23 protein-coding genes and 1 pseudogene are annotated in these 25,281 nt (G+C 59.8%); 11 read left to right on the top strand and 13 right to left on the bottom strand.

The genetic code is table 11. The features are described 5' to 3' along the window. Positions 1-743 precede the first annotated feature (743 nt). The 5 genes from flbT to L1069_RS07615 form a co-directional block, all read right to left on the bottom strand. Positions 744-1,148, bottom strand: a complete 405-nt coding sequence (flbT, locus tag L1069_RS07635) for a flagellar biosynthesis repressor FlbT (RefSeq protein ID WP_211038059.1) — start codon at positions 1,146-1,148, stop codon at positions 744-746. A 2-nt stretch (positions 1,149-1,150) separates the two neighbouring features. Next, the gene (flaF, locus tag L1069_RS07630) at positions 1,151-1,522 is read right to left on the bottom strand and encodes a flagellar biosynthesis regulator FlaF (RefSeq protein WP_237455257.1); all 372 of its coding nucleotides are present in this window, start codon (positions 1,520-1,522) and stop codon (positions 1,151-1,153) included. 78 nt (positions 1,523-1,600) lie between these two features. Further along, positions 1,601-2,410, bottom strand: a complete 810-nt coding sequence (locus tag L1069_RS07625; protein WP_129372732.1) for a flagellin — start codon at positions 2,408-2,410, stop codon at positions 1,601-1,603. A 203-nt stretch (positions 2,411-2,613) separates the two neighbouring features. Next, positions 2,614-2,973: a flagellar protein FlgN gene (locus L1069_RS07620; protein ID WP_237455256.1), complete on the bottom strand. Its 360-nt coding sequence runs from the start codon at positions 2,971-2,973 to the stop codon at positions 2,614-2,616. Beyond that, complete coding sequence (locus tag L1069_RS07615; protein WP_237455255.1) at positions 2,966-3,259, bottom strand: rod-binding protein; 294 nt, start codon at positions 3,257-3,259, stop codon at positions 2,966-2,968. Before L1069_RS07615 ends, L1069_RS07620 begins: the two co-directional genes overlap by 8 nt. 128 nt (positions 3,260-3,387) lie before the next feature. Between L1069_RS07615 and L1069_RS07610 the strand changes: the two genes are divergently transcribed. The 3 genes from L1069_RS07610 to L1069_RS07600 all read left to right on the top strand — a co-directional run bounded on the left by L1069_RS07610 (position 3,388) and on the right by L1069_RS07600 (position 7,046). Then, positions 3,388-5,439 carry a flagellar hook-length control protein FliK gene (locus L1069_RS07610; protein ID WP_237455254.1) on the top strand — a complete coding sequence of 684 codons (2,052 nt, stop codon included), beginning with the start codon at positions 3,388-3,390 and terminating at the stop codon, positions 5,437-5,439. 4 nt (positions 5,440-5,443) lie between these two features. After that, positions 5,444-6,121 carry a flagellar hook capping FlgD N-terminal domain-containing protein gene (locus L1069_RS07605; RefSeq protein WP_237455253.1) on the top strand — a complete coding sequence of 226 codons (678 nt, stop codon included), beginning with the start codon at positions 5,444-5,446 and terminating at the stop codon, positions 6,119-6,121. A 148-nt stretch (positions 6,122-6,269) separates the two neighbouring features. Further along, a complete protein-coding gene (locus L1069_RS07600) occupies positions 6,270-7,046 on the top strand; it encodes a phosphotransferase (RefSeq protein ID WP_237455261.1) in 777 nt (258 codons plus the stop codon). On the opposite strand, the gene L1069_RS07595 is transcribed toward L1069_RS07600, so the two are convergent. The 5 genes from L1069_RS07595 to L1069_RS07575 form a co-directional block, all read right to left on the bottom strand. Beyond that, the gene (locus L1069_RS07595) at positions 7,019-8,338 is read right to left on the bottom strand and encodes an FAD-dependent oxidoreductase (RefSeq protein WP_237455252.1); all 1,320 of its coding nucleotides are present in this window, start codon (positions 8,336-8,338) and stop codon (positions 7,019-7,021) included. The genes L1069_RS07600 and L1069_RS07595 overlap by 28 nt on opposite strands. Next, a complete protein-coding gene (locus L1069_RS07590) occupies positions 8,338-9,153 on the bottom strand; it encodes an ABC transporter permease subunit (RefSeq protein ID WP_134830980.1) in 816 nt (271 codons plus the stop codon). The genes L1069_RS07595 and L1069_RS07590 overlap by 1 nt, the downstream gene beginning before the upstream one ends. Then, positions 9,150-10,031, bottom strand: a complete 882-nt coding sequence (locus tag L1069_RS07585; RefSeq protein ID WP_129372739.1) for an ABC transporter permease subunit — start codon at positions 10,029-10,031, stop codon at positions 9,150-9,152. The genes L1069_RS07590 and L1069_RS07585 overlap by 4 nt, the downstream gene beginning before the upstream one ends. Next, complete coding sequence (locus L1069_RS07580) at positions 10,031-11,158, bottom strand: ABC transporter ATP-binding protein (RefSeq protein ID WP_237455251.1); 1,128 nt, start codon at positions 11,156-11,158, stop codon at positions 10,031-10,033. Before L1069_RS07580 ends, L1069_RS07585 begins: the two co-directional genes overlap by 1 nt. Before the next feature lie 117 nt (positions 11,159-11,275). Next, complete coding sequence (locus L1069_RS07575; RefSeq protein ID WP_237455250.1) at positions 11,276-12,364, bottom strand: polyamine ABC transporter substrate-binding protein; 1,089 nt, start codon at positions 12,362-12,364, stop codon at positions 11,276-11,278. A 142-nt stretch (positions 12,365-12,506) separates the two neighbouring features. Between L1069_RS07575 and L1069_RS07570 the strand changes: the two genes are divergently transcribed. From L1069_RS07570 to L1069_RS07545, 6 genes and pseudogenes are all read left to right on the top strand, one after another. Further along, positions 12,507-13,193, top strand: a complete 687-nt coding sequence (locus L1069_RS07570; protein WP_237455249.1) for a GntR family transcriptional regulator — start codon at positions 12,507-12,509, stop codon at positions 13,191-13,193. Between the two features lie 66 nt (positions 13,194-13,259). Beyond that, positions 13,260-14,654: an aspartate aminotransferase family protein gene (locus tag L1069_RS07565; RefSeq protein WP_129372743.1), complete on the top strand. Its 1,395-nt coding sequence runs from the start codon at positions 13,260-13,262 to the stop codon at positions 14,652-14,654. 366 nt (positions 14,655-15,020) lie between these two features. Then, on the top strand, positions 15,021-16,121 hold the full coding sequence (locus L1069_RS07560) for an ABC transporter ATP-binding protein (RefSeq protein WP_129372744.1): 1,101 nt from the start codon (positions 15,021-15,023) through the stop codon (positions 16,119-16,121). Positions 16,122-16,198: 77 nt separating this feature from the next. Further along, on the top strand, positions 16,199-17,299 hold the full coding sequence (locus tag L1069_RS07555) for an extracellular solute-binding protein (RefSeq protein WP_129372745.1): 1,101 nt from the start codon (positions 16,199-16,201) through the stop codon (positions 17,297-17,299). Between the two features lie 83 nt (positions 17,300-17,382). Then, the gene (locus L1069_RS07550) at positions 17,383-18,654 is read left to right on the top strand and encodes an ABC transporter permease (RefSeq protein ID WP_129372746.1); all 1,272 of its coding nucleotides are present in this window, start codon (positions 17,383-17,385) and stop codon (positions 18,652-18,654) included. 14 nt (positions 18,655-18,668) lie between these two features. After that, positions 18,669-19,514: pseudogene (locus L1069_RS07545) on the top strand (ABC transporter permease); the annotation flags it as partial. 125 nt (positions 19,515-19,639) lie between these two features. On the opposite strand, the gene L1069_RS07540 reads toward L1069_RS07545, so the two are convergent. Then, positions 19,640-20,965, bottom strand: coding sequence for a lytic murein transglycosylase (locus tag L1069_RS07540; protein ID WP_237455248.1), 1,326 nt, complete (start codon positions 20,963-20,965; stop codon positions 19,640-19,642). Positions 20,966-21,026: 61 nt separating this feature from the next. Further along, positions 21,027-21,743, bottom strand: coding sequence for a YafY family protein (locus L1069_RS07535; RefSeq protein WP_129372749.1), 717 nt, complete (start codon positions 21,741-21,743; stop codon positions 21,027-21,029). An 84-nt stretch (positions 21,744-21,827) separates the two neighbouring features. On the opposite strand from L1069_RS07535, the gene L1069_RS07530 reads away from it, so the two are divergent. Together L1069_RS07530 and L1069_RS07525 are read left to right on the top strand one after the other, a co-directional pair. Beyond that, positions 21,828-22,526: a glutathione S-transferase family protein gene (locus L1069_RS07530; protein ID WP_237455247.1), complete on the top strand. Its 699-nt coding sequence runs from the start codon at positions 21,828-21,830 to the stop codon at positions 22,524-22,526. Next, positions 22,523-22,945 (top strand): DUF1801 domain-containing protein, encoded by a 423-nt coding sequence (locus L1069_RS07525; protein WP_237455246.1) that lies wholly within the window; start codon positions 22,523-22,525, stop codon positions 22,943-22,945. Before L1069_RS07530 ends, L1069_RS07525 begins: the two co-directional genes overlap by 4 nt. 34 nt (positions 22,946-22,979) lie before the next feature. On the opposite strand, the gene rnr is transcribed toward L1069_RS07525, so the two are convergent. Further along, complete coding sequence (gene rnr, locus L1069_RS07520; protein WP_237455245.1) at positions 22,980-25,259, bottom strand: ribonuclease R; 2,280 nt, start codon at positions 25,257-25,259, stop codon at positions 22,980-22,982. Positions 25,260-25,281: the final 22 nt, after the last annotated feature.

The raw sequence follows: 25,281 nt of genomic DNA, 5'->3' as shown, positions 1-25,281 counted from the left end.
GCACGTAGAGGCCGCAAAATACTGGATTGAACTATTGAAATTGCCAATAGTTCGATGTCAATGACGAACGCATCGCATTGGTCGGCAGGTGGTGTATGCGCACCAGACCTGATTGGGCCGCTTGACTCGCAGACCGCCCGGCTAAAGCGGAGCTCGGGTGAAGCAGAAATCAGGGGATAGTCCCGTGCCCTTTGGCCCCTTGCAACTGTTGATTATTGGTAATCTGAAGCAGCTTCAGGAGCCGTATCAGCCGTCCGAAAAGTTTCTGAACCACCGCGTGACCCTCGTTCTGCAAGTGACAGGTTAACTGCCGGACGCAGTGAAAGGGTGAGCAAGCTGCCGGTCGGTCAGCCTTATTAGAGGTAGATTTGTCTCGGTTCTGCACTATCGGAGTAGTGGAAAGTGGCCGCAAGACTGGCAGCAGGCGGCATTGCGGTTCGACCAATCGCGTGGAACGGGTGCGTTTGGTCTTCCCACGCTTCACTTGCAGGTCCACGTCTTGAGTATTTGTGATCTGAATTGTTGGCGGCGGCCAGCGCGCCAACCCTGGTTTGCAAGGATTGCACCGCCTGCTCGTCAACATTCTCTGCTTCGCCTGCAAGTATCAGGTGCACCCTATGCCCGACGGCCAATATTAAGACTGTGCACCGATCCTGCACATTGCTGAAAGCTGCTTTCCAGGTTCAGCCGAAAGGGAGTTCCAGCCCGCAATTCTTGTAGCAGGCTGGAGGAGCTGGAGGCTATCAGGATGGTCTGACAGCAAACAGCCGGTCTTCGCGCGGCAGCAGGGTGCGCAGCGCCTTCAGGCAGCGGTAGTGGTTGTTGCCGATCACTGCTTCTGTTGCCTCGGCAATGGATGCGCGGCTGTCAGGATCGGTGAAGACTTGGCTCAACTCTTCGATCCGGCGCAGCATTGGCAGGCGCTCTTCCTCGGGGTCGGCATCACCGGACAGGATCAACTGCGCCGCATAGCATACCCGGCGCACCGGCGTATTGGCTTCTTCCGGATGGATCGCATCGCGCAGGCGAAGGATGTTGGCATCAGGGGTGACAATGGACAGGCGGCTGCGGCGGTCGCCGTTTTCTATCACCGCGCCATTTACAAGGACACGTTCCTTGGGGGCAAGTTTCAGGACAAGTCCGCTCATATTCAGGATGCTCCGCCACGAAGGCCACGCATGATGGCCGTATTAATTTCTACCAGCGGCCGGACATCGGCCTTGCGTTGAAGCACTTTGCTGGTGTGTTGCCTCGTGAATTCTGCCAGCTCAAACAGGCTGAGTTTGAGTTCATCCGGCAGCGGGTTGCCCTTTGACGCGAGATCAGCGGCGAAAATTGACCAAAGCTTGCGGTTGTCGTTCAATGCTGCTGCAAGTTCAGCAAACTCATCGCGGCCTTTCTGCGCGGCTTTGATCAGCCGGCGGGTGACGCGGGCGATCACTTCATATTCGAAATTCTTTGCTGTCCGGGTCGGGGCCTTTGCCGCCGAATAGGCACTCTTCGCCTTCAGAAGGGCATTCACGTGTTTTCCTAACGTATTATTCTTCAGGTTCTCTGAGAGGGGAAGACCGGGGCGCCATCAGCGCCCCGGATCAGGCTGTTAACGGAACAGCTGCTGCAATGTGGACGGCGACTGGTTTGCGATGGTCAGCGATTGCACCGCCAGCTGCTGCTGGGTTTGCAATGCTTTCAACCTCGCCGATGCTTCTTCCATGTTGGTGTCAGAGATGGTGCTGACACCGGATTTCAGCGAGTCGGTCAGTTTGGAGACAAAATCGCTCTGTCCTTCGAGGCGGTTGCTGGCAGCACCAAGGCTCGCTGCGCTGCCGATTGCAAAAGTCAGCATGACATCAATTTCCGACATGACAGCTGCTGCGTTTGTTGAATCGAGAACTGTAATGCCAGTTGCGTTCAGGTTGCCTGCGGTATCAATCGCTGTGACGGTGATGATGTCACTTGCGGCGTTCAGACCGCCAAGAACGTCGAGCTGCGCTGTAACGGCATCGTCAAGCAGATTGGCGCCGTTGAAGGATGCGGAGTCGATGATTGATTCGATCGTCTCTTGTTTGGTAAGCAGGTCAGCCTGGATTTGAGCATGGTCGACGTTCTGGGAAACACCGGAAATCACGAGTTCGCGCATGTCTTTCAGAACTTCGACGATCTGTTCCATACCGGAGGATGCAACCGCGACCGTTGCTTCACCAAAGTCCAGGGCGTCCTCTACGGACTCATATGCCTGGATGTCCGATTCCATCGACTTGGAGATGGCCCAGACCGCGGAGTTGTCCTTTGCCATGCCGACCTCTTTGCCGGTCGAGATCTGGTTCTGGGTTTCTTCCAAGCCGTTGTTCACGGTCTTCAGGGTCTGCAGAGCTACCATTGCGCCGTTGTTGGTCAGAATGCTGGTCATAGCTTTTTCCTTTATCTGCGGGGCGCTTTGGCCCCAGTACTACTTGCCCCGAGGGGCGCTGTGTGACGTCTTTCTGACTGTGCGTTCCGCCGTCCGGCTTCCGCGCCACCCTTCATAAGGTGCAAGGCGACATTGGCGCAGGAGTTGCTAAGGGAGTGCTAATGCCGGGATTCGGTATTTCTAGAATTTTCCCAAAATTGCACTCAGGCCCGTTTTTCAAGCTTGCCGCCGCCTCGGGTGCTATGACGGGCCCGCTTGCCGGCCTGGTCATAGACATCCAATCCCTTTCGGATGCGGCGCGTCTCGGCCATTCGGGCGGCGACGGCACGGATACCGTCCATGGCGCTGTCCAGAAGCTGCTGGTTTCGCGAGACTTTGGTTTGGACTTGCACCAGAGACTCGCGTTCAAGCTCTGACACGGAATTCAGCTTACCGATGACTTTCTCTTTCTTGGTCAGAAGGTCTTCCAGCTTGCCAAGGTCGCCGGCCATCAGCGCCTTGCGCTCGCGGTCCAGGATCTGATCAAGTTCATCAATGAGCTGCTGAGGTTTCGGGTCACTCATCTTGGGTCTCCTTTAGTGCGTGATAAAGTGATTCAGCCAAACCGATCCCGCCGGAGCGGGCGATCTGCGTGGCCTGTTCGCGAATGAGAAAGCTGGAGAACTGCTCTTCTCCAGCGCCGCCGCCGAAGCCTTCGCTGGCTTCACCGAGCCCTGCGGACTTAAGCATTTCTGCAAGGAAGGAGGCTTCGAGTTCAATTGCGGCCTCGCGCAGGGGATCGCTGACCGCTGGACGCACCGGGGTGGTTGAAGGTGCGGCCTGAAGCAGGTTTGGCAATAGATCTGACATGTCCGGTTCTCCGGTTGAAAGTCGAAATTCATCGATTTTTCTAAGATTGCGCAGGAACCGGTTAAAATTGCCGTAACCGCTTTGGGGTATGTCTGTCCGGGTCGAGATAGAATGTCTGGAAAACGATCATGAATATGAATTCGATCCTTGGCTTGGAAGCCGGCTCTGCTGGTAAGTCACCGTCTGGTTCTCCGGATGATTCAAAAAAATCAAATACTTCAAGAGACTTTTCAGATTTTTTGTCTGCTCAGTCCGGCCCTGGCGAAGCGGCGGCCGAACAACAATCAGTTACGGGCGAATCGGCCGAGGCCGAATCTGAACCCAGGATGCAGAAGAGTACGGCCAAGGACAGCAAGGAAAGCCAAGTCACACGCATTGCGACAGGGCAGGACGTACCTGAGGGCGTTCCGGTTCAGGCAAGCCAAAGCACACGCGTTGCGACAGGGCATGACGTACCTGAGGGCGTACCGGTTCAGGCAAGCCAAGGCACACGCGTTGCGACAAGGCAGGACGTACCCGAGGGAGTACCGGTTCAGGCAAGTCAAAGCACACTCTTTGAGGGGGAGCGGGAAACATCGGCAAGGAACCCCTCTAGGTTTGATCCAGTACTTTCCGATGCGGAAATGGCTTCAGGGTTGCAAAATAGGGGAACTTCCACCGCTGAAGAGGCCGGTGCTGCAGAGACTAAGGTTAAGTCCCCGCACGGCGTCAGTACAGCAACTGGAGAAAGAGTTGAGCCACGGGCCGCTGAGCAGCGAAGCGGGCTGCTGATTGTGAAGGACCCGGGAGCCGGCGCCGGTATTCAGCCCGGAGACAGTGCACCTGCCGGCGGAAATGATCAGCCAGACGCTATGCCCAAAGCAGCCTCCAGCGTAAGTCCCACTGATCAGGGTGCGGGCCTCAAAGCAGGGGCAGTGATGCATCACGGGCCGTCCGTTGAGGGCAATGTGGAACCTGCTGAGAAGGCCGGGGAAGCTGGAAACACAGAGAAAGCGCAGCCTTCAGTGCGTTCAGCAACACAGGCGGCAGCAAAAACGTCGGCAGCTGCGCCAGAGAACCCAGCCACAAAGCTGCTGGGGGATAGTACTGAACCCGATGTCCGCAGAGTTGATGTCAGGGAAACTGGAAATCGCCGGGAAAACACTGCCCGCGTTTCGCCTGAGACTGTTGCTCAAACAGCTGCGACAGCCACTGAAAGGGCTCCGGCGGAAAGGGCACAAGTTACCGATGGCACGGGGCAAAGCAAAAACGGAAATGCAATCAGTGCGGCGCAGCCGAAATCTCTCGAGACTGGTTCAAGTTCAAGTACCCATTCAGTGGCTCAGTCGATTGGCGAAAAGCCTGACAGCATAGCGAAGGCGGTCAATCCGGCTGCGCAAGGAGAAAATCCGGGCATTGCAGTCAACCAGGTTGCTGTGAAGGGGCCGGGTCAGAAACGTGATCTAGCTTCCACACCTGTTTCGAACGGAAATGGAGCGCAGATTAAAGCGGAACCAGCCGGAATTGAGAGCCCGTTAGCCGATCCGTTTAAAGGCAGCGATGCCAGGATGGCTACAGTGCCTGCAGCGCCGCAAATCATTCAGTCGGCAGCTTCTCAGCTGCAGCCTTTGCTTGCTGGCGGGATGACTGCCGGAAAAATGGCGGCAGAGCTGTTGTCCGGAACTGATGAGGCGCTGGCCGGAACACTGGGATTATCCAGCGAAGCGCCAGGATTGACGCAGCTGCTGACGGAAGCCTCAATTGGCTCACATGGGGCGCACCGGCCCGAAGCACCGCGCATGATTGCGGCCCAGATGGCTGAGGCATTTGCTGCCAAAGGCGAGCAAAAGGTTGAGGTGAGTTTGAACCCTCAGGAGTTGGGCCATGTGAAGATGCGCGTGATGGCCAGCGAAACAGGAATCACCATGATCATTCAGACGGAACGTCCGGAAACCGGTGATTTGATGCGCCGGCACATCCATGAACTGGCCGAGGAATTCCGCCGCATGGGATATGAAGATATCTCATTTGAATTCAGCGGCGGACAGGCCGGCACCGGTCATCCCGGCGATGAAGCGGACGGCGGTTCCGGCCTGTCCGGCGGAACCGCAGAGACACGCGGCGCCGATGCAAAGGACGCCGGCGAAGCAGCAACACAAAACCTCCGGCTCGGAACAGCCGGTGTGGACATGAGGGTTTGAACACATGACAACACCAGTTACTTCTACGGGGTTCAACGCAGGGCAATCCAATTCGTCGCAGCCGTCGTCGCAGCAGACCTCCGGCCTGACCTCGGATTTTGATACTTTCGTGAAAATGCTAACCGCGCAGGCGAAAAATCAGGATCCTTTGGAACCGATGGATTCGACTGAATATGCCGCGCAGCTGGCGCAATTCTCGATGGTCGAGCAACAGACCAAGAGCAACAACCTGCTGGAAGGGCTGCAATCACAGCTTGGTCTGGCTAATATGGCGGCTCTTTCTGGCTGGGTCGGGATGGAAGCACGGGCGGTGGCCCCTGGTTACTTTGATGGCAGCAATGAAATCACTATTGCGCCTAACCCGGCTGCTGCCGCGGATTCGGTGACACTGGTCGTGCAGGACAAAAACGGCACCGAAGTGCAGCGCGTCGCCCTGCCGGTCTCGGCTGAGCCTTTCCAGTGGAACGGTCTGGATGATGACGGCAACCCGCTTGAGGCGGGGGAATACGCCTTTGTGATCGAAAGCAGCAAAGGCGACGAGCTGCTGCTGCAGGAATATGCCGAGATTTATTTCAAGGTGAACGAAACCCGGATGCAGGGCGGCGAAGTTGGGTTGATCACCGAAGGGGGGTCCGTGGTTCTGGCTTCGTCGGTGAACGCGCTGCGTGATCCTGAGGCTTGATCCAGCTGTATGCGCAGGCAGAAAAACTGTCTAAGAACAGGGCGGCATAACATCGGAGACCGCCCTGCAACCGCTTCCTGACCAGTACGAACCCCGCTTTTTTGCGCATTTGTCTGCGTTGGGTCTTCATGTGCCCGCTCCTAGGCGGCTGGCAGGCGGGCGGTCCAATCATGTCTGGCGGGCCGGCGCGCTGGTGATCAAGCTTTATTCAGCCGAAGGCGCCAACCCGCTGTTTGCCAATGATCCGGCCCGGGAAGTTGCTGTGCTGACGGCACTGTCAGGCACCGGCATGGTGCCGCCGCTGATCCAGACCGGGGAATTTGAAGGCAGGAAATGGCTGGGCTATGCGCATGTCAATGGCAGTCCCTGGCAGCAGGACACTGGCCATGTGGCACAGCTATTGGGGCGTTTGCACGATCTGGCTCCCCCGCCGGGCTTGCCTTTCGGCGTGAATGGCAGCGCGGCGCTTGAACAGCAAACCGTTGAAATTCTGAGCAGCTGCCGCGATCGCGATCAGCTGGCGGCGCTTCGCCCGTTGGGCCGGGTTCCGCCGTTGCCTCAGCTAGTGCTGATTCATGGCGACCCGGTGCCAGGCAACCTGCTGGCACATGATGGCACGCTGACGCTGATTGATTGGCAATGTCCGCAAATCGGCGACCCGGCGGAAGACCTGGCGTTGTTCCTGTCGCCTGCGATGCAGCTGATGTACCGGGGGGCGCCGCTGTCCAAGGATGAAGAAGACGCATTTTTGCGCGCCTATCCCGATCCGCGGATTGCCGGGCGGGCCTTGGCGCTGAAGCCCTGGTTCCACTGGCGGATGGCAGCCTATTGCCGGTGGCGGGCCGAACGCGGCAGCGCACAGGACTTGCAGGCGTCAGAACTGGAACGCGCAGCGCTTCAATCCATCAGGCCCAGAACCGCATAAGCCGGAGGCATCAGCATCCGGCGGGCGCGGCCAAACGGAAAGCGTGCCATTTTCTGAACTATGGGTGAGTAGGGCAGCTTGGGCGCGTGCCCCTGTACCAGATCACTCAGCAGCCGTCCGGCATAGCTGCCCATCGCCACACCATTGCCGTGATAGCACAGCCCGGCAAACATGCCGGGGCGTTCCGGTACAGGGCCAATGAAGGGAACTAGGTTGCGCGACAGGCAAACCATGCCTGACCAGGAATGCGTGGAGTCCACTTCACGCCATGCCGGGAACATCGCCTCAAAATCCTGCCGCAGTTTACGGCGAATACCTGCTTCAGCCCGTGGGGAAGCCAGCAGCCCGCCACGCATTCCAAACAGGAACCGGTTGTCGGGCATCAGCCGGAAGTAATGCAGCAGATTGCGGGTGTCATAGGCCATTTGATGCGAGAACCAGCCCTGCGAGCCCAGTTCCGCCCGGGTCAGCGGCCGGGTCACCATGACGGTGGATTGTGCAGGCATGTAACGCCCTGCGAGCCAGCCGGGCAGGTCCTCGGCGGAATAGCCGTTGGTTGCGATGATGACCTTGGAAGCCTTCAGGCCCCCTTGTTTAGTCTCAATTACATAGCCCCTGCCTGCCTGTTGTACCGACAGCGCTGCGCTGCGTTGGTACACTCGGGCACCTGCATCCTGCGCGGCCTTGGATAGGCCGAACAGGTATTTGCGCGGATTGAGCGCAAATCCCACCGGTGTTGTCAGCGCCGCATGGAAGCTGCCATTCAGCCCTTTGTCCGCGAGTTGATCACGGGTCAGAAATTCCGGTTCCTCTCCCGCCTGACGCAGTACGTCCGCTTCTGATTGCAGGCGGCGGACCGCCTTTTCGTTGTGTGCCAGCTGGGTTTCGCCATGTGAATGAGTGTCGGCATCGATGCCATGGGTCTGCAGCAGGCCGCGAACCAGATGCACGGCGGCTTCCTCGCTGGCGTGATACGTATCAGCCGCAGATTTGCCAAAAACCCGCCGCATCGTGCTGCCTGAAAGCTTTGAGCCGCCCAAACAGCAGAAACCGCCATTGCGCCCTGATGCGCCCCACCCCGGGGTCTCGGCCTCCAGTACCGCAACGGACACGCCGCTTTCTGCCAGATGCAGCGCGGCTGACATGCCGGTGAACCCGCCGCCGATGACGGCCACATCGGCGGAGACTTCGCCCTGCAGCACCGGCCAGTCCGGTGCTGCAATGGTTTCGTCCCACCAGCAGGTCGTGCGGGGGCCGGGACCGTAGGCGTAATCGGAAAATATCCGGCGCATCAGATGCGCTCCGCGGCCTGTTCCTCCCGCTTCTGGCGGGTCATCTGATGTTTGGTCACCAGCGAGGCAGTGATGACTCCAACGGTCACAATGCTGATCATGATCGTCGACAGCGCGTTGATCTCCGGGCTGACGCCCAGGCGCACGGCGGAGAATATCTTGATCGGCAGGGTGGTGGCCGAGGGGCCGGAGGTGAAGGAGGCGATCACCAGATCATCCAGCGACAGGGTAAAGGCCAAGAGCCAGCCGGATATCACCGCGGGTGCAATGATCGGCAAGGTCACCAGCCGGAACGCCTCTGCCGGGGAGCAGCCCAGATCCAGCGCGGCTTCCTCCAGCGACTGGTCGAAAGTCACCAGCCGCGAGGACACCACAACCGAAACATAGCACATGGAGAAGGTGGTATGCGCCAGGACGATGGTCAGCACCCCGCGGTCCAATCCGATGCCGATGAACAAAAGGAGCAGCGACAGGCCGGTGATTACTTCGGGCATCACCAGCGGCGCATAGATCATGCCGGAAAACAGCGTCCGCCCCATAAACCGCCCGCCGCGCACCATCACATAGGCGGCGATAGTGCCCAGCACGGTGGCGATAGTAGAGGAGAACACGGCGACCTTGATGGTCACCCAGGCGGCATTCAGGAACGCCTCGTTCTGCATCAGCTCGCCGTACCACTTGGTCGAAAACCCGGCCCAGACCGTTACCAGCTTGCTTTCGTTGAAACTGAAGATGATCAGGATCACCATTGGGATGTAAAGGAATGCAAAGCCAAGGGTCAGTGATACGGCATTAAACCAGCTCATACGGTTCATTGCTCTGCCTCCTGCTGTTTCTGCTGGTTGCGCTGGAACAGCACAATCGGGATGACGAGTAGCAGCAGCAGAACCACCGCCACCGCGGAGGCCACCGGCCAGTCGCGATTGGAGAAAAACTCCTCCCACAGCACCTTGCCGATCATCAGCGTGTCTGATCCGCCCAGCAGTGAGGGAATGACAAATTCACCCAGCACCGGGATGAAGACCAGGAAACTGCCGGCAATGATACCGGTTTTCGACAAGGGAATTGTCACCAGCCAGAACGCAGACAAACGCGAACAGCCCAGATCCTCGGCGGCTTCAATCAACGATCCGTCCAGCCGTTCCAGTGCCGAATAGACCGGCAGGATCATGAACGGCAGATAGGTGTAGACGATGCCGATGTAGACCGCGGTATTTGTGTTGAGGATCGTAAGCGGCTCGGAAATTATCCCGGTCCACAGCAAAAATTGGTTGAGGAACCCTTCGTTCGACAGGATCCCCATCCACGCATAAACGCGGATCAGGAACGACGTCCAGAACGGTAGAATCACCAGCATCATCAAGGTGGGCCGCCACTCAGCCGGCGCGCGTGCCATGGCGTAGGCGATCGGGTAACCTGCCAGCAGGGTGAAAAAAGTTGAGATTACCGCGATCTTCAGCGAGCTGAGATAGGCTTTCCAGTACAGGTCATCTTCGGTCAGCCAGATGAAATTTTCAAAGTCCAGCGCGTCGATCAATGCTCCGATGCCGGTTTCCGGATCAAACTGCGGCACATAGGGCGGGATCGAAATCGCGTAATCCGACAGCGAGATTTTCAGAACGATGGCAAAGGGCACCAGAAACAGCGCCAATAGCCAGGCATAGGGGATGGCAATCAGGACAAAGCGGCGCATCAGTCTGCCAAAAGTACGCCTGCCGTGGCGGTCCATGACAGCCAGACAGTGTCTTCCCAAGTAAAGGCGCGGCGGGCGATGCGGCGGGTGTTGGCGGTCTGCGCCTTTATCACCGCGCCGGTTGGCAGTTCCACGTGGTAGGTAGAGATATTGCCCAGATAAGCGATATCCAGGATGCGGCCCTGCACGGAATTGTCCGCCTGTTCGGGTTTTTCGGCGCTGATGGAGACTTTTTCCGGCCGAATTGCCAGCTGACAATTTTGCCCGTCGGATAGCGGATTTGGGGACTGCACGGTCAGCGGCGCGTGGCCCTCGTGCCAGGACATTGCATAGGTGTCGCTGCCATTGGGTTTGGCAGTGCCTGCAATCAGGTTCACATCGCCAATGAAGTCAGCCACATAGACGGAGTTCGGATTTTCATAGATCCGGTCCGGCGTGGCCACCTGGATGATCTTGCCGTGATCCATCACCGCCACGCGGGAAGCCACGGTCATTGCCTCCTCCTGGTCGTGGGTCACGATCACAAATGTGGTGCCGGTCTTCTCCTGAATATCCATCAGTTCAAACTGGGTTTCCTGGCGCAGCTTCTTGTCGAGCGCGCCCAGCGGCTCATCCAGCAGCAGAAGTTTCGGATGTTTCGCCAGCGACCTCGCCAGGGCAACCCGCTGCCGCTGACCGCCGGAGATCTGATGCGGTTTGCGGCGGGCAAATTGCTCCAGCCGGGTCAGACGCAGCATCTCGTCGACCCGGTCGTTGATGTCGTGCTTGGGCATTTTCTCGCGCTTCAGGCCAAAGGCGATGTTTTCCCAGACCGACAAATGCGGGAACAGCGCGTAGGACTGGAACATCATGTTCACGGCGCGTTTGTTCGGCGGCACCGGCGCGATATCCTGCCCGGCCAGCCGGATGGTGCCTTCAGACGGGGTTTCAAACCCGGCCAGCATCCGCATCAGCGTGGTCTTGCCGCAACCCGAAGGGCCCAGCAGAGCATAAAACTCTTTTTCGTAGATGCCGATGGTCAAATCGTCGATGGCGGTGAACTCGCCATAGCGTTTGGTGACGTTCTGAAAGTGGATCAAGGGCTTTGCCTCGGGATCGTTCCAGGGTTCGAATTCGGAAGCAGTCAAGCCGGGCCTCTTCTGCGAAGTGTCGCGCGAATGTCTCGGATGGCCGCGCGTGGGTTAATCCAGGCGCGTCAGGAAATGCGGGGCGGCGGATGCGCCCCGCGGGTCAGGTCCGGCTGATCAGGTGCCGGATTTGACCTTGGTCCACATGCGGGTGGCCTTGCGCTGCACTTTCGGCGGGTAGCCTTCCTTGATGTACAGGTTCTTGACGGTCTCGGCGCCGGGATAGATTGCCGGATCGCCGATCACATCCTGTTCCAGGAACTCCTGGCTCGCCTTGTTGCCATTGGCGTAATAGACATAGTTGGACGCCGCCGCCATGTTATGCGCATCCATGATGAAATTCAGGAACTTATGGGCACCTTCGGGGTTCGGAGCGTCGACCGGAATTGCCATTTGGTCGAACCACATCAGCGCGCCTTCCTTGGGGGCGTTGAACTCGATCTCGACGCCGTTTTCCGCCTCGGCCGCGCGGTCGCGCGCCTGCAGAATGTCGCCGGACCAGCCGAAGGCGACGCAGATATCGCCGTTGGCCAGTGCATTGATATACTCAGAACTGTGGAACTTGGTGATATAAGGGCGGATCGCCTGCAGCACCGGTTCCGCCTTGGCCACCACATCGGCGTCCATGCTGTTGGGGTCTTCACCAATGTATTTCAGCGCCGCCGGGATCATCTCATCCGGGGCGTCCAGGAAATGCACGCCGCAGTCGGCCAGCTTTTCCATGTTGGCCGGGTTGAACACCAGCTCCAGCGAGTCGATCGGGGCATCTTCGCCCAGGGCTTCCTTGACTTTGGCGATGTTCACGCCGATGCCGGTGGTGCCCCACATATAGTTGATGGAATACTCATTGCCGGGATCATAAAGGGCGGTGCGTTCTTCGATCGCGTCCCACATGTTGCCGGCATTGGCCAGTTTCGACGAGTCCAGCTTCTGAAAGGCGCCGGCCTGGATCTGGCGCGCCATGAACGATCCGGTCGGCACAACAACGTCATAGCCCGACCCGCCGGCCAGCATCTTGGTTTCCAGAACCTCGTTGCTGTCAAAGACATCATAGATCAGGTCAATGCCGGTTTCGGCTTCGAATTTTTCCAGCAGGCTTTCGTCAATATAGTCCGACCAATTGTAGACGCGCACCTCTTCCGCAGTAGCAGCGGCGGCCGTGCCAAGGGCAACGACGGCAGTCATGGTCATCGTTTTCAGTGTCATGAATTTCTCCCTGTGCATGCCGGCTTCCGGGTCCGGCTGTGAAAGGATTTGATCAAGTTTTGTCGCGTTCGGCAATACTCTTTATGTTTTCACTTGGCTCCGGATGGTGCAAGCTGGCCAAAACCGAGGAGGAAAACCCCAGGTGACCGAGACCACTTCACCACCCGTTGCGGCACAGGAAAGCCCTGCAAAACCGCCCGCGCATGAGATCGTCTATCAGACACTCAGATCGCAGATTCTATTCGGCGAACTGGTGCCCGGCCAAGCGGTGACAATCCAGGGGCTGGTGGAGACGCTGGGGGCCGGCATGACACCGGTCCGGGAGGCAATCCGGCGGCTGATATCGGACGGGGCGCTGGTGTTCCAGGGCAACCGCCGCGTATCGGTGCCCTTGTTGGGGCCCGGTGACCTTGAGGAGCTTATTTTTGCCAGAAAAACAATAGAATGCGAACTTGCCCGCCGGGCAACACTGCGGATTGCAGAAGCGAGTATCGCGCAGCTGGTGGCCATCGACACTGCGCTGGACAAGGCCATATCGACAGGCGATGTGGCGGGGTACCTGGTGCAAAACTACAGCTTCCACACGGCGCTTTATTCCCATGCGGATGCCCCCATTCTCAGTGACATTGCCGACCGGCTGTGGCTGCGCTTCGGCCCCTCGCTGCGGGTGGTCAGCGGGCGGCTCGGCACCCAAAGCTTCCCGGACCGTCACAAGGACATACTGGAGGCGCTGCGGCGGCAGGACCCGGAAATGGCCGCATTGGCGATGGAGCGGGACGTCTACGAGGGGATGGAGCATGTGGTTCAGGGGCTGCAGGCCGCAAACTGATTCGATTGACACATGGGAATTTGATCATATTCTGGTGCCAATCAGTCATTCTCAGGAGCGAGTCCCATGACCGTTATCACCAACCACATGCCGACGGCCGAGCTGCAGGCGCTGGACGCCGCCCATCACATGCATCCGTTCACCGCCAATGGCGAACTGTCGCAGAAGGGCGCCCGCATCATCACCCGCGCCGATGGCGTGCATCTGACCGACAGCGAAGGGAACCGGATCCTGGATGCGATGGCGGGCCTGTGGTGCGTCAACATCGGTTATGGCCGGGATGAGCTGGCCGAAGTGGCCGCCCGTCAGATGCGTGAACTGCCGTATTACAACACCTTCTTTCAAACCACTCATGTTCCGGCCATCGCGCTGGCCGCCAAGATCGCCGAACTGGCGCCGGGTGACCTGAACAATGTGTTCTTTGCCGGTTCCGGCTCCGAGGCCAACGATACCAACATCCGCATGGTGCGTCATTATTGGGCGCTGAAGGGCAAGCCTGCGAAGTCGGTCATTATCAGCCGCAAGAATGGCTACCACGGTTCCTCGGTCGGCAGCGGTTCCTTGGGCGGGATGAGCGGTATGCATGCCCAGGGGGGTATGCCGATCCCGGATATCCACCATATCAACCAGCCGCATTGGTGGGCTGAGGGCGGCGATATGCCAGAGGAGGAGTTCGGCCTGCAGCGCGCACGCGAGCTGGAAGAGGCGATCCTGGAATTGGGTGAAGACCGCGTTGCCGCCTTTATCGCCGAGCCGGTGCAGGGGGCAGGCGGAGTGATTGTGCCGCCGGACAGCTACTGGCCGGAAATCCAGCGCATCTGCGACAAATACGAGATCCTGCTGATTGCGGATGAAGTCATCTGCGGTTTCGGCCGCACCGGCAACTGGTTCGGCAGCGAGACCCTGAACATCCGCCCTGACATCATGACCATCGCCAAGGGGCTTAGCTCCGGCTACGCGCCGATCGGCGGCTCGATTGTCAGCGACGAAGTTGCTTCGGTGATTGCCGGGGATGAGTTCAACCACGGCTACACCTATTCCGGCCATCCGGTGGCGGCGGCTGTCGCGTTGGAGAATCTGCGCATCATGGAGGAGGAGAACATCCTCGGCCATGTGCGCGATGTGGCCGCGCCGTATCTCAAACAAAAATGGGAAGCGCTGGCGGATCATCCGCTGGTGGGAGAGGCCAGGATCGCCGGCATGATGGGTTCCATCGCGCTGACCCCGGACAAGGCGACCCGCGCGGGTTTTGCTGCGGAGGCGGGCACTGTCGGCTATATCTGCCGCGAGCGCTGCTTTGCCAATAACCTGGTGATGCGTCATGTCGGGGACCGGATGATCATTTCGCCGCCGCTTGTGATCACGCCCGCGGAAATCGACGTGCTGATCGAACGCGCCTCCAAATCTCTTGATGAATGCTATGCGGAACTGAAGGCGCAGGACTTGCTGCACAGCGCCTGATTCCCCTCCTGGCTGCCGCAATGGTGCCGTTTCCAACTGCGACTCATCCCGGCCCGGCAACAATGTTGCCGGGCCGTTTCTTCGGTAGAGGAATTGAAAAGGTCGTTTTCAGGCTGGTGTTTTGCAGCATGTGGCGCAAAATGTCCGGGCTGCGTCGCAAAAAGTCCGATGCCGCATGCCGGAACAGGACTAGGGTTCCCTAAGGATGTTCATTTCCTCTTGGGGAGGGGCCGAAGTACGAATTTCGTACACTCGCCATGGAAAGAATATTTTTTTCATACCTAGCGCTTGATAGCTTCGGTGTGATTAACTTCGAATAAGTGCAGAGCAAATCTGCCAGAATGACAAAACTACGGGGAGCCTGCTTTGGCTGATGCGTCAAACGTCGATGCGTTCGTTGAATTCGAACGCGTCCAAAAGAGCTATGATGGCGAAAATCTCGTTGTCAAAGATCTCAACCTCACCATGCCCAAGGGCGAGTTTCTGACAATGCTTGGCCCGTCCGGTTCGGGCAAGACAACCTGCCTGATGATGCTGGCAGGATTTGAAACCGCTACCCATGGCGACATTCGCCTGGGCGGAACGTCAATCAACAACATCCCGCCGCATAAGCGGGGTATCGGCATGGTGTTCCAGAACTATGCGCTGTTCCCGCACATGACGATTGCGGAGAACCTTTCGTTTCCGCTGGAAGTGCGCAAGATGGGCAAGTCCGAGCGCGAAGCCAAGGTGAAGCGTGCGCTGGACATGGTGGAAATGGGTGCTTTTGGCGGCCGCCGCCCGTCGCAGCTTTCGGGCGGTCAGCAGCAGCGGGTCGCCTTGTCCCGCGCGCTGGTGTTTGAACCGGAACTGGTTCTGATGGACGAGCCGTTGGGCGCGCTTGATAAGCAGCTGCGCGAAAAAATGCAGTTCGAAATCACCCATCTGGCGCACAGCCTGGGGATTACCGTGGTCTACGTGACCCACGACCAGACCGAAGCGCTGACAATGTCCGACCGTGTCGCCGTGTTCGACGATGGCCGGATCCAGCAGATCGCGCCGCCGGACCAGTTGTATGAAAGCCCGGACAACAGCTTTGTTGCCCAGTTCATTGGTGAAAACAACACGCTGGAAGGCACCGTCAAGGAAATCAACAACGGTATTGCCCTGGTGCAGCTGGACGATGGCGAACTGATTGACTGCAAGCCGGTCAACGTGTCCCGCCCTGGCGAGCGCACCCGCGTGTCGATCCGCCCCGAACGGGTGGAATACAACAAGGAACGCCTGCAGGAAGGTGTTCATACGCTTAAGGCGGAAGTGCTGGAGTTCATCTATATGGGCGACATCTTCCGCACCCGTCTGCGGGTGGCCGGCAATGATGAGTTCATCATCAAGACCCGGAATGCCCCGGACCAAACCCGTCTTCAGCCCGGTCAGCAGATCGAAATCGGCTGGCTGCCGGAAGACTGCCGCGCACTGGACGCCTGATCCGCGCGCGCAAACCCCCGGCAGACGAATGACCGGGGGATACTCACATCTGTGAATTCAACAAGGAGAGACTCTCTATGAAACTCAGCAAAATGTCTGCACTGGCGGTGACCACCGCCCTTTGCGCCCCTTCGGCCTTTGCCGAAGAAATGGCCAATGAGCTGACACTGGTATCCTGGGGCGGCGCCTATCAGGCCAGCCAGCAGAAAGCCTATGTGGAACCCTATCTGGCCGCTAACCCCGGGGTTAAGGTGATCTGGGACGAAAGCTCGGCTGAGGCCGTGGCAAAGATCCGCGCCATGAACGAAGCCGGCAATGTGACCTGGGACCTGGTGGACGCTGTGGCCTCCGACTCCATGCGCCTGTGCGACGAAGGCCTGGCCGAAGAAATCAACCACGACGAAGATCTGGCAGCAGCACCCGATGGCTCCTCGGCGTCTGAAGATTTCGGCGATCTGATTGTCAGCGACTGCTTTGTGCCGCAGATCGTTTATTCGACCACATTCGGCTACCGCACCGACCTGATCGACAAGCCGGAAACCGTCTGCGCCATCTTTGATACCGAAAAGTATCCGGGCAAGCGCTCGCTGCAGAAGCGCCCGATCGACAACATGGAATGGTCGCTTTACTGCGATGGCGTCGCCAAGGATGAGATCTACGACGTTCTGGGCACCGACGAAGGTGTGGAGCGTGCGTTGGCCAAGCTCGACACCATCAAGGACCAGGTCGTCTGGTGGACTGCTGGTGCGGAAACTCCGCAGCTGTTGGCCGACGGCGAAGTTGTCATGGGCTCGACCTTTAACGGCCGCCTGTTCTCGGCAATCGCAGAGCAGAACCAGCCGATCGGCATGCTTTGGGACATGCAGTCCTTTGATCTGGACGGCTGGGTTGTTCCGGCTGGACTGCCTGCAGACCGCAAGGCGCGCGTGATGGACTTCCTGAAGTTCGCCACCGACACCCAGCGTCTGGCTGATCAGGCCGCCTACATCTCCTATGGTCCGGCCCGTGCCTCCTCGGCGCCGCTGGTTGGCAAGCACGCTGAACTGGGTATCGACATGGCCCCGCATATGCCGACTGATCCGGCCAATGCAGGTAACGTCCATGTCTATGACTACGAATGGTGGGCAGACAACCGCGATGACCTGAACGGCAAGTTCCAGGCATGGCTGGCCAAGTAATCTGACCGTTTCCGAGATACTGCAGGGGGCCTGAACGAAACAGGCCCCCTGCCCAAAAAAATAAAGACCCGACGGGGAACCCAATGAGTGATATTACCCAATCCGGCCCGGTGCTGGCGGCCGACGGCAGGCCGCTTAAGCGCAGCCTGGCGCGTGCACTGCGCATGCAGAAGCTGCGCGCACTGCTGCTGATCGCGCCGCTCTTGCTGTTCATCCTTATAACATTCATCCTCCCGGTGGCGGACATGCTGTTCCGGTCGGTAGAGAACCGGATTGTCGAGGATACACTGCCCCGCACGGTTGAAGTTCTGGCAGACTGGGACCCTGCATCGGGTCAACTGCCGGAGGAGGCAGCATTTGCCGCTCTGGCCGCCGATCTTAAAGATGCGGCAAACGTGAAGACCCACACCAAAGTTGCCAAGCGTCTGAACTATGAAAACCCGGGCCTCTCGTCTGTGTTCCGCAAATCCGGCCGCAAGGTCAAGAAATGGGATATCGCAAACGACGGCCCCTTCCGCGAAAAACTTATAGAACTGAACGACGGCTGGGGCGATCTTGAGCTTTGGCGGACGATCAAGACCTACTCCGGCACTTTCACTTCAGGTTACTTTTTGAACGCAGTCGATATGCGTTTGGGGGCTGAAGGCCCTGAGATCCGCCCAGAGAACGAACGGATCTACAACACCATGCTGATCCGCACCATGCGGATGTCCCTGATCATCACCTTCAGCTGCATCATGCTGGGCTACCCGGTTGCCTGGATCCTGGCGAACCTGCCCACACGCCAGGCAAACCTGCTGATGATTCTGGTCTTGCTGCCGTTCTGGACATCGCTCCTGGTGCGGACCTCTGCCTGGAAAATCCTGCTGCAGCAGCAGGGGGTGATCAACGATACGCTGGTCTGGATCGGACTGGTGGATGATGCCAACCGATTGGTTCTTATCAACAACGAGCTGGGCACCATCATTGCGATGACCCATATCCTGCTGCCGTTCATGATTCTGCCGATGTATTCGGTGATGCAAACAATCAACCCGTCTTACTTGCGCGCCGCCAAATCCCTCGGGGCAACCGACTGGACTGCGTTCTGGCGCGTTTACTTCCCGCAAACCGTGCCGGGCATCGGCGCCGGATCAATCCTCGTCTTCATCCTGGCTGTTGGCTACTACATCACTCCGGCCCTGGTCGGCGGCACCAAAGGCACCTTTATTTCGAACCTGATCGCCTACCACATCTCGACGTCGGGCAACTGGGGTTTGGGCGCGGCACTGGGCGCAATCCTTCTGGCGGTGGTTCTGGCCCTCTACTGGGTCTACGACAAGATCGTCGGCATCGATAACGTGAAGCTGGGATAACGGACATGAGCGCACTTCCTCCTTATGCAACCACCGGCCAGCGTGCCTGGTACTATTCCTTCCGGGTCATCTGCGGATTGGTGTTCTTTTTCCTGATCGCGCCGATCGTGGTGATCATCCCGCTCAGCTTTAATGCGCAGGACTTCTTCACCTTCACGCCGGAAATGCTGCGGCTGGATCCCGAAGGATACTCGCTGAAACACTACCGCGACTTCTTCAGCAATGACTCCTGGCAGTCGGCGATGTGGAACTCGCTGAAGATCGCGCCGATGGCGACCATTGTCTCGGTGACCTTCGGCACGTTGGCAGCCATCGGCCTCAGCCAGCCGCATGTGCCGTTCCGCCGGGCGATCATGGCGATCCTGATCTCGCCGATGATCGTGCCGCTGATCATCTCCGCGGCCGGCATGTACTTCTTCTACAGCCGTATTGGCCTGCAGGGGACCTACATTGGTGTGGTGCTGGCGCACGCGGCACTGGGCATTCCGTTTGTGATCATCACGGTGACGGCAACCCTGGTGGGCTTTGACCGCTCGCTGACCCGCGCCGCGGCCAATATGGGTGCGGATCCGGTCACCACCTTCTTCAGGGTGCAGATGCCGCTGATCCTGCCCGGGGTTATTTCGGGTGGCCTGTTTGCCTTCATCACCTCCTTCGACGAAGTGGTGGTGGTGCTGTTTGTCGGTTCGGCCGGCCAGAAGACATTGCCTTGGCAGATGTTCATCGGCTTGCGTGAGCAGATCTCGCCGACCATTCTGGCTGTGGCAACATTGCTGGTTGCGATTTCCATCATGCTGCTGGCTGCGGTGGAGATGCTGCGCCGCCGCTCCGAGCGCCTGCGCGGCATGTCCCCCGGCTGATCTGATTGCCTGACCTTCAAATCAGCAAAGGCCCCGCCAAGCGGGGCCTTTCCCTTGTTCATCTGGCAAAAAATATCCCGGGAGTGAATTGGCCGTAAGGCCAAGAGGGGGCTGGCCCCCTCCTTCTACCGCAAGTTTTCCAGCAGCCTTGGCGAGGCATATCCGTCCGGTGTCAGGCCTTTGGCGACCTGATAGGCACGCACCGCGCCGATAGTCTTTGGCCCGATCTTGCCATCAATGCCATCTGTATCAAAACCCGCACGGGTCAGCCGCTGCTGCATCTCTTCCCGTTCGGACAGGGTCAGCGCCCGGTCGCTGCGCGGCCAGCTGCCCTGGATCGGCGCGCCGCCCTTGATCCGGTCAGCCAGATGACCGACACCGATCACATAGGCATCGGCGGTATTGTAGCGTTCCAGGACGGCGAAATTCCCAAAGATCATAAAGGCCGCCCCCTCACTGCCCGCAGGCAACAGGATCGCAGAAGGACCGTGATCAGCAACCGGGCGCCCGTCCAGGCCCTTGATGCCAAGAGCAGCCCAGTCTGACGCCGGCTTTTCGATCTCCCGGTCTGCCAGGGTATAGTCAAACCCTTCGGGCAGGGACACTTCCACGCCCCAAGGCTGGCCCTTCACCCAGCCGAATTTTTTGAGGTACGCGGCGGTCGACGCCAGCGCATCAGCCGGATTGTCCGACCAGATATCGCGCTTGCCGTCGCCGGTGAAATCCACTGCGTAATCCAGGTACGATGTCGGGATGAACTGGGTGTGTCCCATCGCACCAGCCCAGCTGCCGGTCATCTTGCGGGCGGCGACATCACCGGCCTGAAGGATCTTCAGCGCGGCCACCAGCTGACCCTCGAAAAACGCCCCGCGCCGCCCGTCAAAGGCCAGTGTCGCCAAGGAACGGATCACATCCATCTTGCCGCGGAACGTGCCATAGCTGCTTTCCAATCCCCAGACCGCCACCACGATCTCTTTCTCGACGCCATAAGTTGCTTCGATTTGATTCAGCCGGGCGCGCTGTGCCTGTAGTGCCGCTTTGCCGTTCTTCACCCGCAGCTCCGAGGCGGCGCTGTCCAGATAGTCCCAGATCGTCTTGGTGAATTCCGACTGGTTGCGGTCGCGGCGGATCACCTCAGCATCATAACTGACCCCGGCAAAGGCACTGTCCAGCACCGGTGCGCTGACGCCCTGCGCTTTGGCACGGCTGCGGAACGCTTTGATCCAGCCTTGGAAATTCAAGTCAGCAGCGGCAAGCTCAGGCTTTTGGATGGCGGCCGCAGGCCTTGCCGCAGGTCGCATGGCTGTGGCTGCAGCCAATTGAATGGCTTCGCCCTCTACCTCTTGTTCAAGAAGCCCTGGCCGCTGGGCGGGCCTCAGGGAACTGTCCGGTGCGGCTTCTGCCGCCATGGCGCCGCCTGCTACCAGGGACGCTGCAACCCATTTGCGCATGTTGCACCTCATTATCACTGCTCCCCTCCAGTCTAGCGGCGGTGCCGTCCGGGTAAAGAGGTCAGTCATTGCATGTGCGGCGGGCCGCCTGCCGGTGCTCTTGGCGGAACTGCTCCAGCGCGTCCCGCAGCATCGGCACCCGGTGCGGGCGGAAGCTTTGCCCCGTAACTTGCAAGGTCTGCATCCGGTCCAGCCGGAACACGCGTATCGCCTCGCGCAGGCAGCACCAGGCAATCAGCACCGTTGAGCGGTCGAAATATACGACACTTAGCGGCTTCACTTGCCGCTCGGTCACCGCGCCATGCCCGTCAGTATAGCCAAAGCGCACCTCCACCTCGTCCCAGGTGGCCTGACGCAACTCCTGTGCCGAAATCGCGGGCGGAATGGGCCGGTCGAAGCGGTAGGGCGCCAGCACCGCGTGGCGCAGCCGGTGGGCCTGCCGCGGCGGCAGCCGCGCCTGCAGCTTGCGCAACGCTTCCGAGGCTGCGGTGGCCAGCTCGGGATCGCCGATCTGTTCAACTTCGCGCAGGCCGAGGACCAGCGCTTCCAGTTCGGTGTCGCGAAACCCCATCGGCGGCAGCGCGTTGTCCTCGATCAGGGTAAACCCATAACCCGCCTCGCCGTCGATCACGGCACCCATCTCACGCAGGGTGGCGATGTCACGGTGAATGCTGCGGGCGGATACCCCAAGTTCGTCGCCCAGCCGTGCCGCAGTATGCGGTCCAGGTCCAAGGCGCAGGGCCTGCATCAGCTGGAAAAGGCGGTGGGTTCGGGACATGACCCATTCTCTCTACGACTGATGACAGTTTTTGTCACCATGCCGAATTAGGCTGTCAGCAACCCGAGATGACAGGAGCCCGGAATGCTGACCCTTCTTACCTATCCCCGAAATGGCACCGTTTTCAGCCTCAGCCCGTTTTGCGTCAAGGCAGCCTTGCTGCTGGCCTATGCTGGCCAAACCTGGACCCGTGAAGACCTGAACGATCCCCGTAAGATGCCGCACCGCAAGCTGCCTGTGCTGCGCACGCCAGGCGGGCTGGTGCCGGACAGCAGCGCAATCCTTGCCTGGCTGGAGCAGCAGGGCACGGATTTTGATGCTGCCCTCGGAACACGGGACCGGGCCCAGGCGCATTTGCTGATCCGCATGGCCGAGGATACGCTTTATTTCCACGTGGTGCGCGACCGCTGGGACAATGATGCGGTCTGGCCGACGATCCGCGACAGCTATTTTCACGAGATCCCGGCCTTGATCCGCCGCCCGGTGACCAGTTCAATCCGCAAGTCGGTCCATAACGGGCTGATGTTCCAGGGCACTGCCCGGTTCAGCGACGCCGAACGCAGTCAGCGTCTGGACCAGGATCTGCGGGCCTTCGCCGGTTTGCTGAAAGGGCAGGATTTCCTGTTTGGCGCCCAGATCTCCAGTGCCGATTTCAGCGTCGCTTCCATGTTGCAGGCGATGGGGACAACACCTGTCCGCACCGCGCTGGTCAGCCGTATCCTCGACGATACGGTCCTGCAGCCCTATGTTGATCGCGTGTTTGAAACGGTGCCGTTGCCATGACCCCGCCCTTTGCCAGTCCCGGAATTGAGGCCGCCTTTGATGTGCTGGACCCGCAGGCCCGCGCCGGCCTGCTGGCGCTGCGCGGATTGATCTTCGACACCGCGGCGCAAACACCAGAGGCCGGGCGGATCGAGGAAGCCCTGCGCTGGGGCCAGCCCTCCTATCTCACCCCCGAGCGCAAAACCGGCACCACCCTCCGGCTGGGGGTTCCGAAGGGTGCGCGTTTTGCGCTGTTTGTACATTGCCAAAGCCGGCTGATTCCGGAGTTTGCCGCTGCCTTCCCGGCCTGGGACCGGTTCGAGGGCACCCGAGCAGTTCTGTTCAACGATCCCGCCGAGGTCGAACCCATTCGCCATGGCTGGCTGATCAAGCGCGCGCTGACCTACCGTATCCGGCCGCCGTTAGAGATCCCGGCCTGATCGAAAACCAGGCTGTCCCCGCGGGGACAGCTGCTTATTCCCGCCGCTTGCGTTCAACTTTGCGTTTTACTTTGGCGCCTTTGTGTTTGGACTTTGCTGCCTTGCGCCTGACGGTGCGGCCTGCCGGGCTGCGCCGTCCGCCTTTGCGGGATCCGCCGCCCTTGGGCAGTTCCAGGTTTTCAATTGCCAGCAACTCCAGCTCCAGCCCACCGGTCACCGGTGCCGCCTGAACCAGCCGCACGGTGACCCGTTGGCCGATGGCCAGGGTCATGCCCGTATCGGCCCCCATCAGCGTGCCGGCCTGGGCGTCGAAATGGAAAAACTCCCGCCCGATCGAGCGCACCGGGACCAATCCGTCGGCGCCGGTCTCATCCAGTTTCACAAAGGCCCCGAACCGGGCAATACCGCTGATCCGCCCTTCGAATTCATTGCCCACCCGTTCACTGAGGTAGGACGCCAGATAACGGTCGGTGGTGTCCCGTTCAGCAATCATCGACCGCCGTTCGGTGTCAGAGATATGGGTGGCGGTGTCCTCCAGCCGTTCAATCTGGGCTTCGTCCAGCCCATCGTCGCCCCAGCCATGCGAGGAGACCAGCGAACGGTGCACGATCAGATCGGCATAGCGGCGGATCGGCGAGGTGAAATGTGCGTAGTTCTTGAGTGCCAGGCCGAAATGGCCAAAGTTCTCCGGGTTGTAATAGGCCTGCTGCATCGACCGCAGGGTGGAGATGTTGATCAGCTCCGCCTCATCGGTTCCCGCCGCGTGGTTCAGCAGCGCATTCAGATGCCGGGTTTGCAGCACCTGGCCCTTGGCCAGGTTCAACCCTGCCGCGCGGGCGGTTTCGCGCAGTGCTTCCAGCTTTTCCTGCGCCGGTTCCTCATGCACCCGGAACAGCAGCGGCGAGCGCTTTTTGATCAGCGTCTCCGCCGCGGCGACATTGGCGAGGATCATGAACTCCTCAATCAGCTTGTGCGCATCCAGCCGGTCGCGGAAGGCAACCGAGGTGACCTGACCAGCGTCATCGAGGATGATTTTGCGCTCCGGCAGGTCCAAGTCCAGGGGTTCCCGCACCGCACGCGCTCTTTTTAGAGCCTGATATGCGGCAAAAAGCGGCTTGATCACATCTTCCACAAAAGGAGTGGTCTTTTCGTTCGGAGTGCCGTCCATGGCCTCCTGCACCTCGGCGTAATGCAGCGAGGCGGCAGAGCGCATCAGCCCGCGCACAAACCGGTGTCCGATCTTGTTGCCATCGGCGTCCACCTGCATCCGCACGGCGATACAGGCGCGCGGCACCCCTTCGTGCAAGCTGCACAGATCGCCCGACAGCCGGTCCGGCAGCATCGGCACCACCCGGTCCGGGAAATAGCTGGAGTTGCCGCGTTTGCGCGCCTCGCGGTCCAGCGCAGAGCCGGGGCGCACATAGGCCGCCACATCGGCAATCGCCACCCAGATCACATGGCCGCCCGGGTTTTTCGGGTCGTCGTCAGCATGGGCAAAGCAGGCGTCGTCATGATCGCGCGCATCTGCGGGGTCGATGGTGACCAGCGGCAGCTCGCGCAGGTCTTCGCGGCCCTTGAGGCCCATCGGTTTGGCGGCATCGGCCTCGGCCATGACCGGATCGGGGAAGTGATCGGGGATACCATGCTGATGAATGGCAATCAGCGACACCGCCTTTGGTGCTGCCGGGTCGCCCAGCCGTTCCACGATCCGTGCGCGCGGCAGGCCCATGCGGCCCTTGGGGCCTGCCTGTTCGGCCTCGATCAGCTCGCCGTCTTTGGCGCCGTTGATGGCGTCCGGGGCTACCATCCATTCGCTGGAGGCGGCCTTGTCGATCGGCACAATCCGTCCGCCTTCGGAACCGGCGCGGAAAATGCCCAGCACCCGTTTCGGATTGCTGCCGATGCGGCGGATCAGCCGGGCCTCGTAATTGTGGTCCTGATCCGGCACCTGCTGCAGTTTGGCCAGGATTTTGTCGCCTTCGCCCAGGGCCGGGTCGGAGGCGCGGGGGAGGATCAGAATAACCGGTTCCACCCCTTCGCCGTGCCATTCCAGCGGCCGACCATACAGGTCGCCATTATCGTCCGGCGCCTTTACCTGCAGCACGGTCACCGGCGGCAGCTGGTCCGGGTCGCGGTAGGTCTTCTTGCGCTTCTGCAAGTGGCCCTCACCCTCCAGCTCCTTCAGGATGCGCTTGAGGTCGATGCGGTCGGCGCCCTTGATGCCAAAGGCCTTGGCGATGTCGCGCTTGGAGGTATGGGTCGGGTTGGCGGAGATCCAGTCGAGGATTTCGGCCTTGGAGGGAATACGGCTCATACCTCCCGCGTAGCATGGCGCG

This window comes from Leisingera sp. MMG026 (genome assembly GCF_021654205.1).
Classification (GTDB): domain Bacteria; phylum Pseudomonadota; class Alphaproteobacteria; order Rhodobacterales; family Rhodobacteraceae; genus Leisingera.
The sequence above is the reverse complement of the archived record's forward strand: the minus strand, read 5'-3'. Positions and strand labels throughout refer to the sequence as shown.

Excerpts from the sequence above, each read along its gene's own strand:
- L1069_RS07605 (WP_237455253.1), top strand. The coding sequence starts at position 5,444 with ATGACAACACCAGTTACTTCTACGGGGTTCAACGCAGGGCAATCCAAT.
- L1069_RS07590 (WP_134830980.1), bottom strand. The coding sequence starts at position 9,153 with ATGAACCGTATGAGCTGGTTTAATGCCGTATCACTGACCCTTGGCTTT.
- L1069_RS07625 (WP_129372732.1), bottom strand. The coding sequence starts at position 2,410 with ATGACCAGCATTCTGACCAACAACGGCGCAATGGTAGCTCTGCAGACC.
- L1069_RS07525 (WP_237455246.1), top strand. The coding sequence starts at position 22,523 with ATGACCCCGCCCTTTGCCAGTCCCGGAATTGAGGCCGCCTTTGATGTG.
- L1069_RS07610 (WP_237455254.1), top strand. The coding sequence starts at position 3,388 with ATGAATATGAATTCGATCCTTGGCTTGGAAGCCGGCTCTGCTGGTAAG.
- rnr (WP_237455245.1), bottom strand. The coding sequence starts at position 25,259 with ATGAGCCGTATTCCCTCCAAGGCCGAAATCCTCGACTGGATCTCCGCC.
- L1069_RS07555 (WP_129372745.1), top strand. The coding sequence starts at position 16,199 with ATGAAACTCAGCAAAATGTCTGCACTGGCGGTGACCACCGCCCTTTGC.
- L1069_RS07620 (WP_237455256.1), bottom strand. The coding sequence starts at position 2,973 with ATGAGTGACCCGAAACCTCAGCAGCTCATTGATGAACTTGATCAGATC.
- L1069_RS07585 (WP_129372739.1), bottom strand. The coding sequence starts at position 10,031 with ATGCGCCGCTTTGTCCTGATTGCCATCCCCTATGCCTGGCTATTGGCG.
- L1069_RS07535 (WP_129372749.1), bottom strand. The coding sequence starts at position 21,743 with ATGTCCCGAACCCACCGCCTTTTCCAGCTGATGCAGGCCCTGCGCCTT.
- L1069_RS07550 (WP_129372746.1), top strand. The coding sequence starts at position 17,383 with ATGAGTGATATTACCCAATCCGGCCCGGTGCTGGCGGCCGACGGCAGG.
- flbT (WP_211038059.1), bottom strand. The coding sequence starts at position 1,148 with ATGAGCGGACTTGTCCTGAAACTTGCCCCCAAGGAACGTGTCCTTGTA.
- L1069_RS07530 (WP_237455247.1), top strand. The coding sequence starts at position 21,828 with ATGCTGACCCTTCTTACCTATCCCCGAAATGGCACCGTTTTCAGCCTC.
- L1069_RS07565 (WP_129372743.1), top strand. The coding sequence starts at position 13,260 with ATGACCGTTATCACCAACCACATGCCGACGGCCGAGCTGCAGGCGCTG.
- L1069_RS07595 (WP_237455252.1), bottom strand. The coding sequence starts at position 8,338 with ATGCGCCGGATATTTTCCGATTACGCCTACGGTCCCGGCCCCCGCACG.
- L1069_RS07540 (WP_237455248.1), bottom strand. The coding sequence starts at position 20,965 with ATGCGCAAATGGGTTGCAGCGTCCCTGGTAGCAGGCGGCGCCATGGCG.
- L1069_RS07575 (WP_237455250.1), bottom strand. The coding sequence starts at position 12,364 with ATGACACTGAAAACGATGACCATGACTGCCGTCGTTGCCCTTGGCACG.
- L1069_RS07615 (WP_237455255.1), bottom strand. The coding sequence starts at position 3,259 with ATGTCAGATCTATTGCCAAACCTGCTTCAGGCCGCACCTTCAACCACC.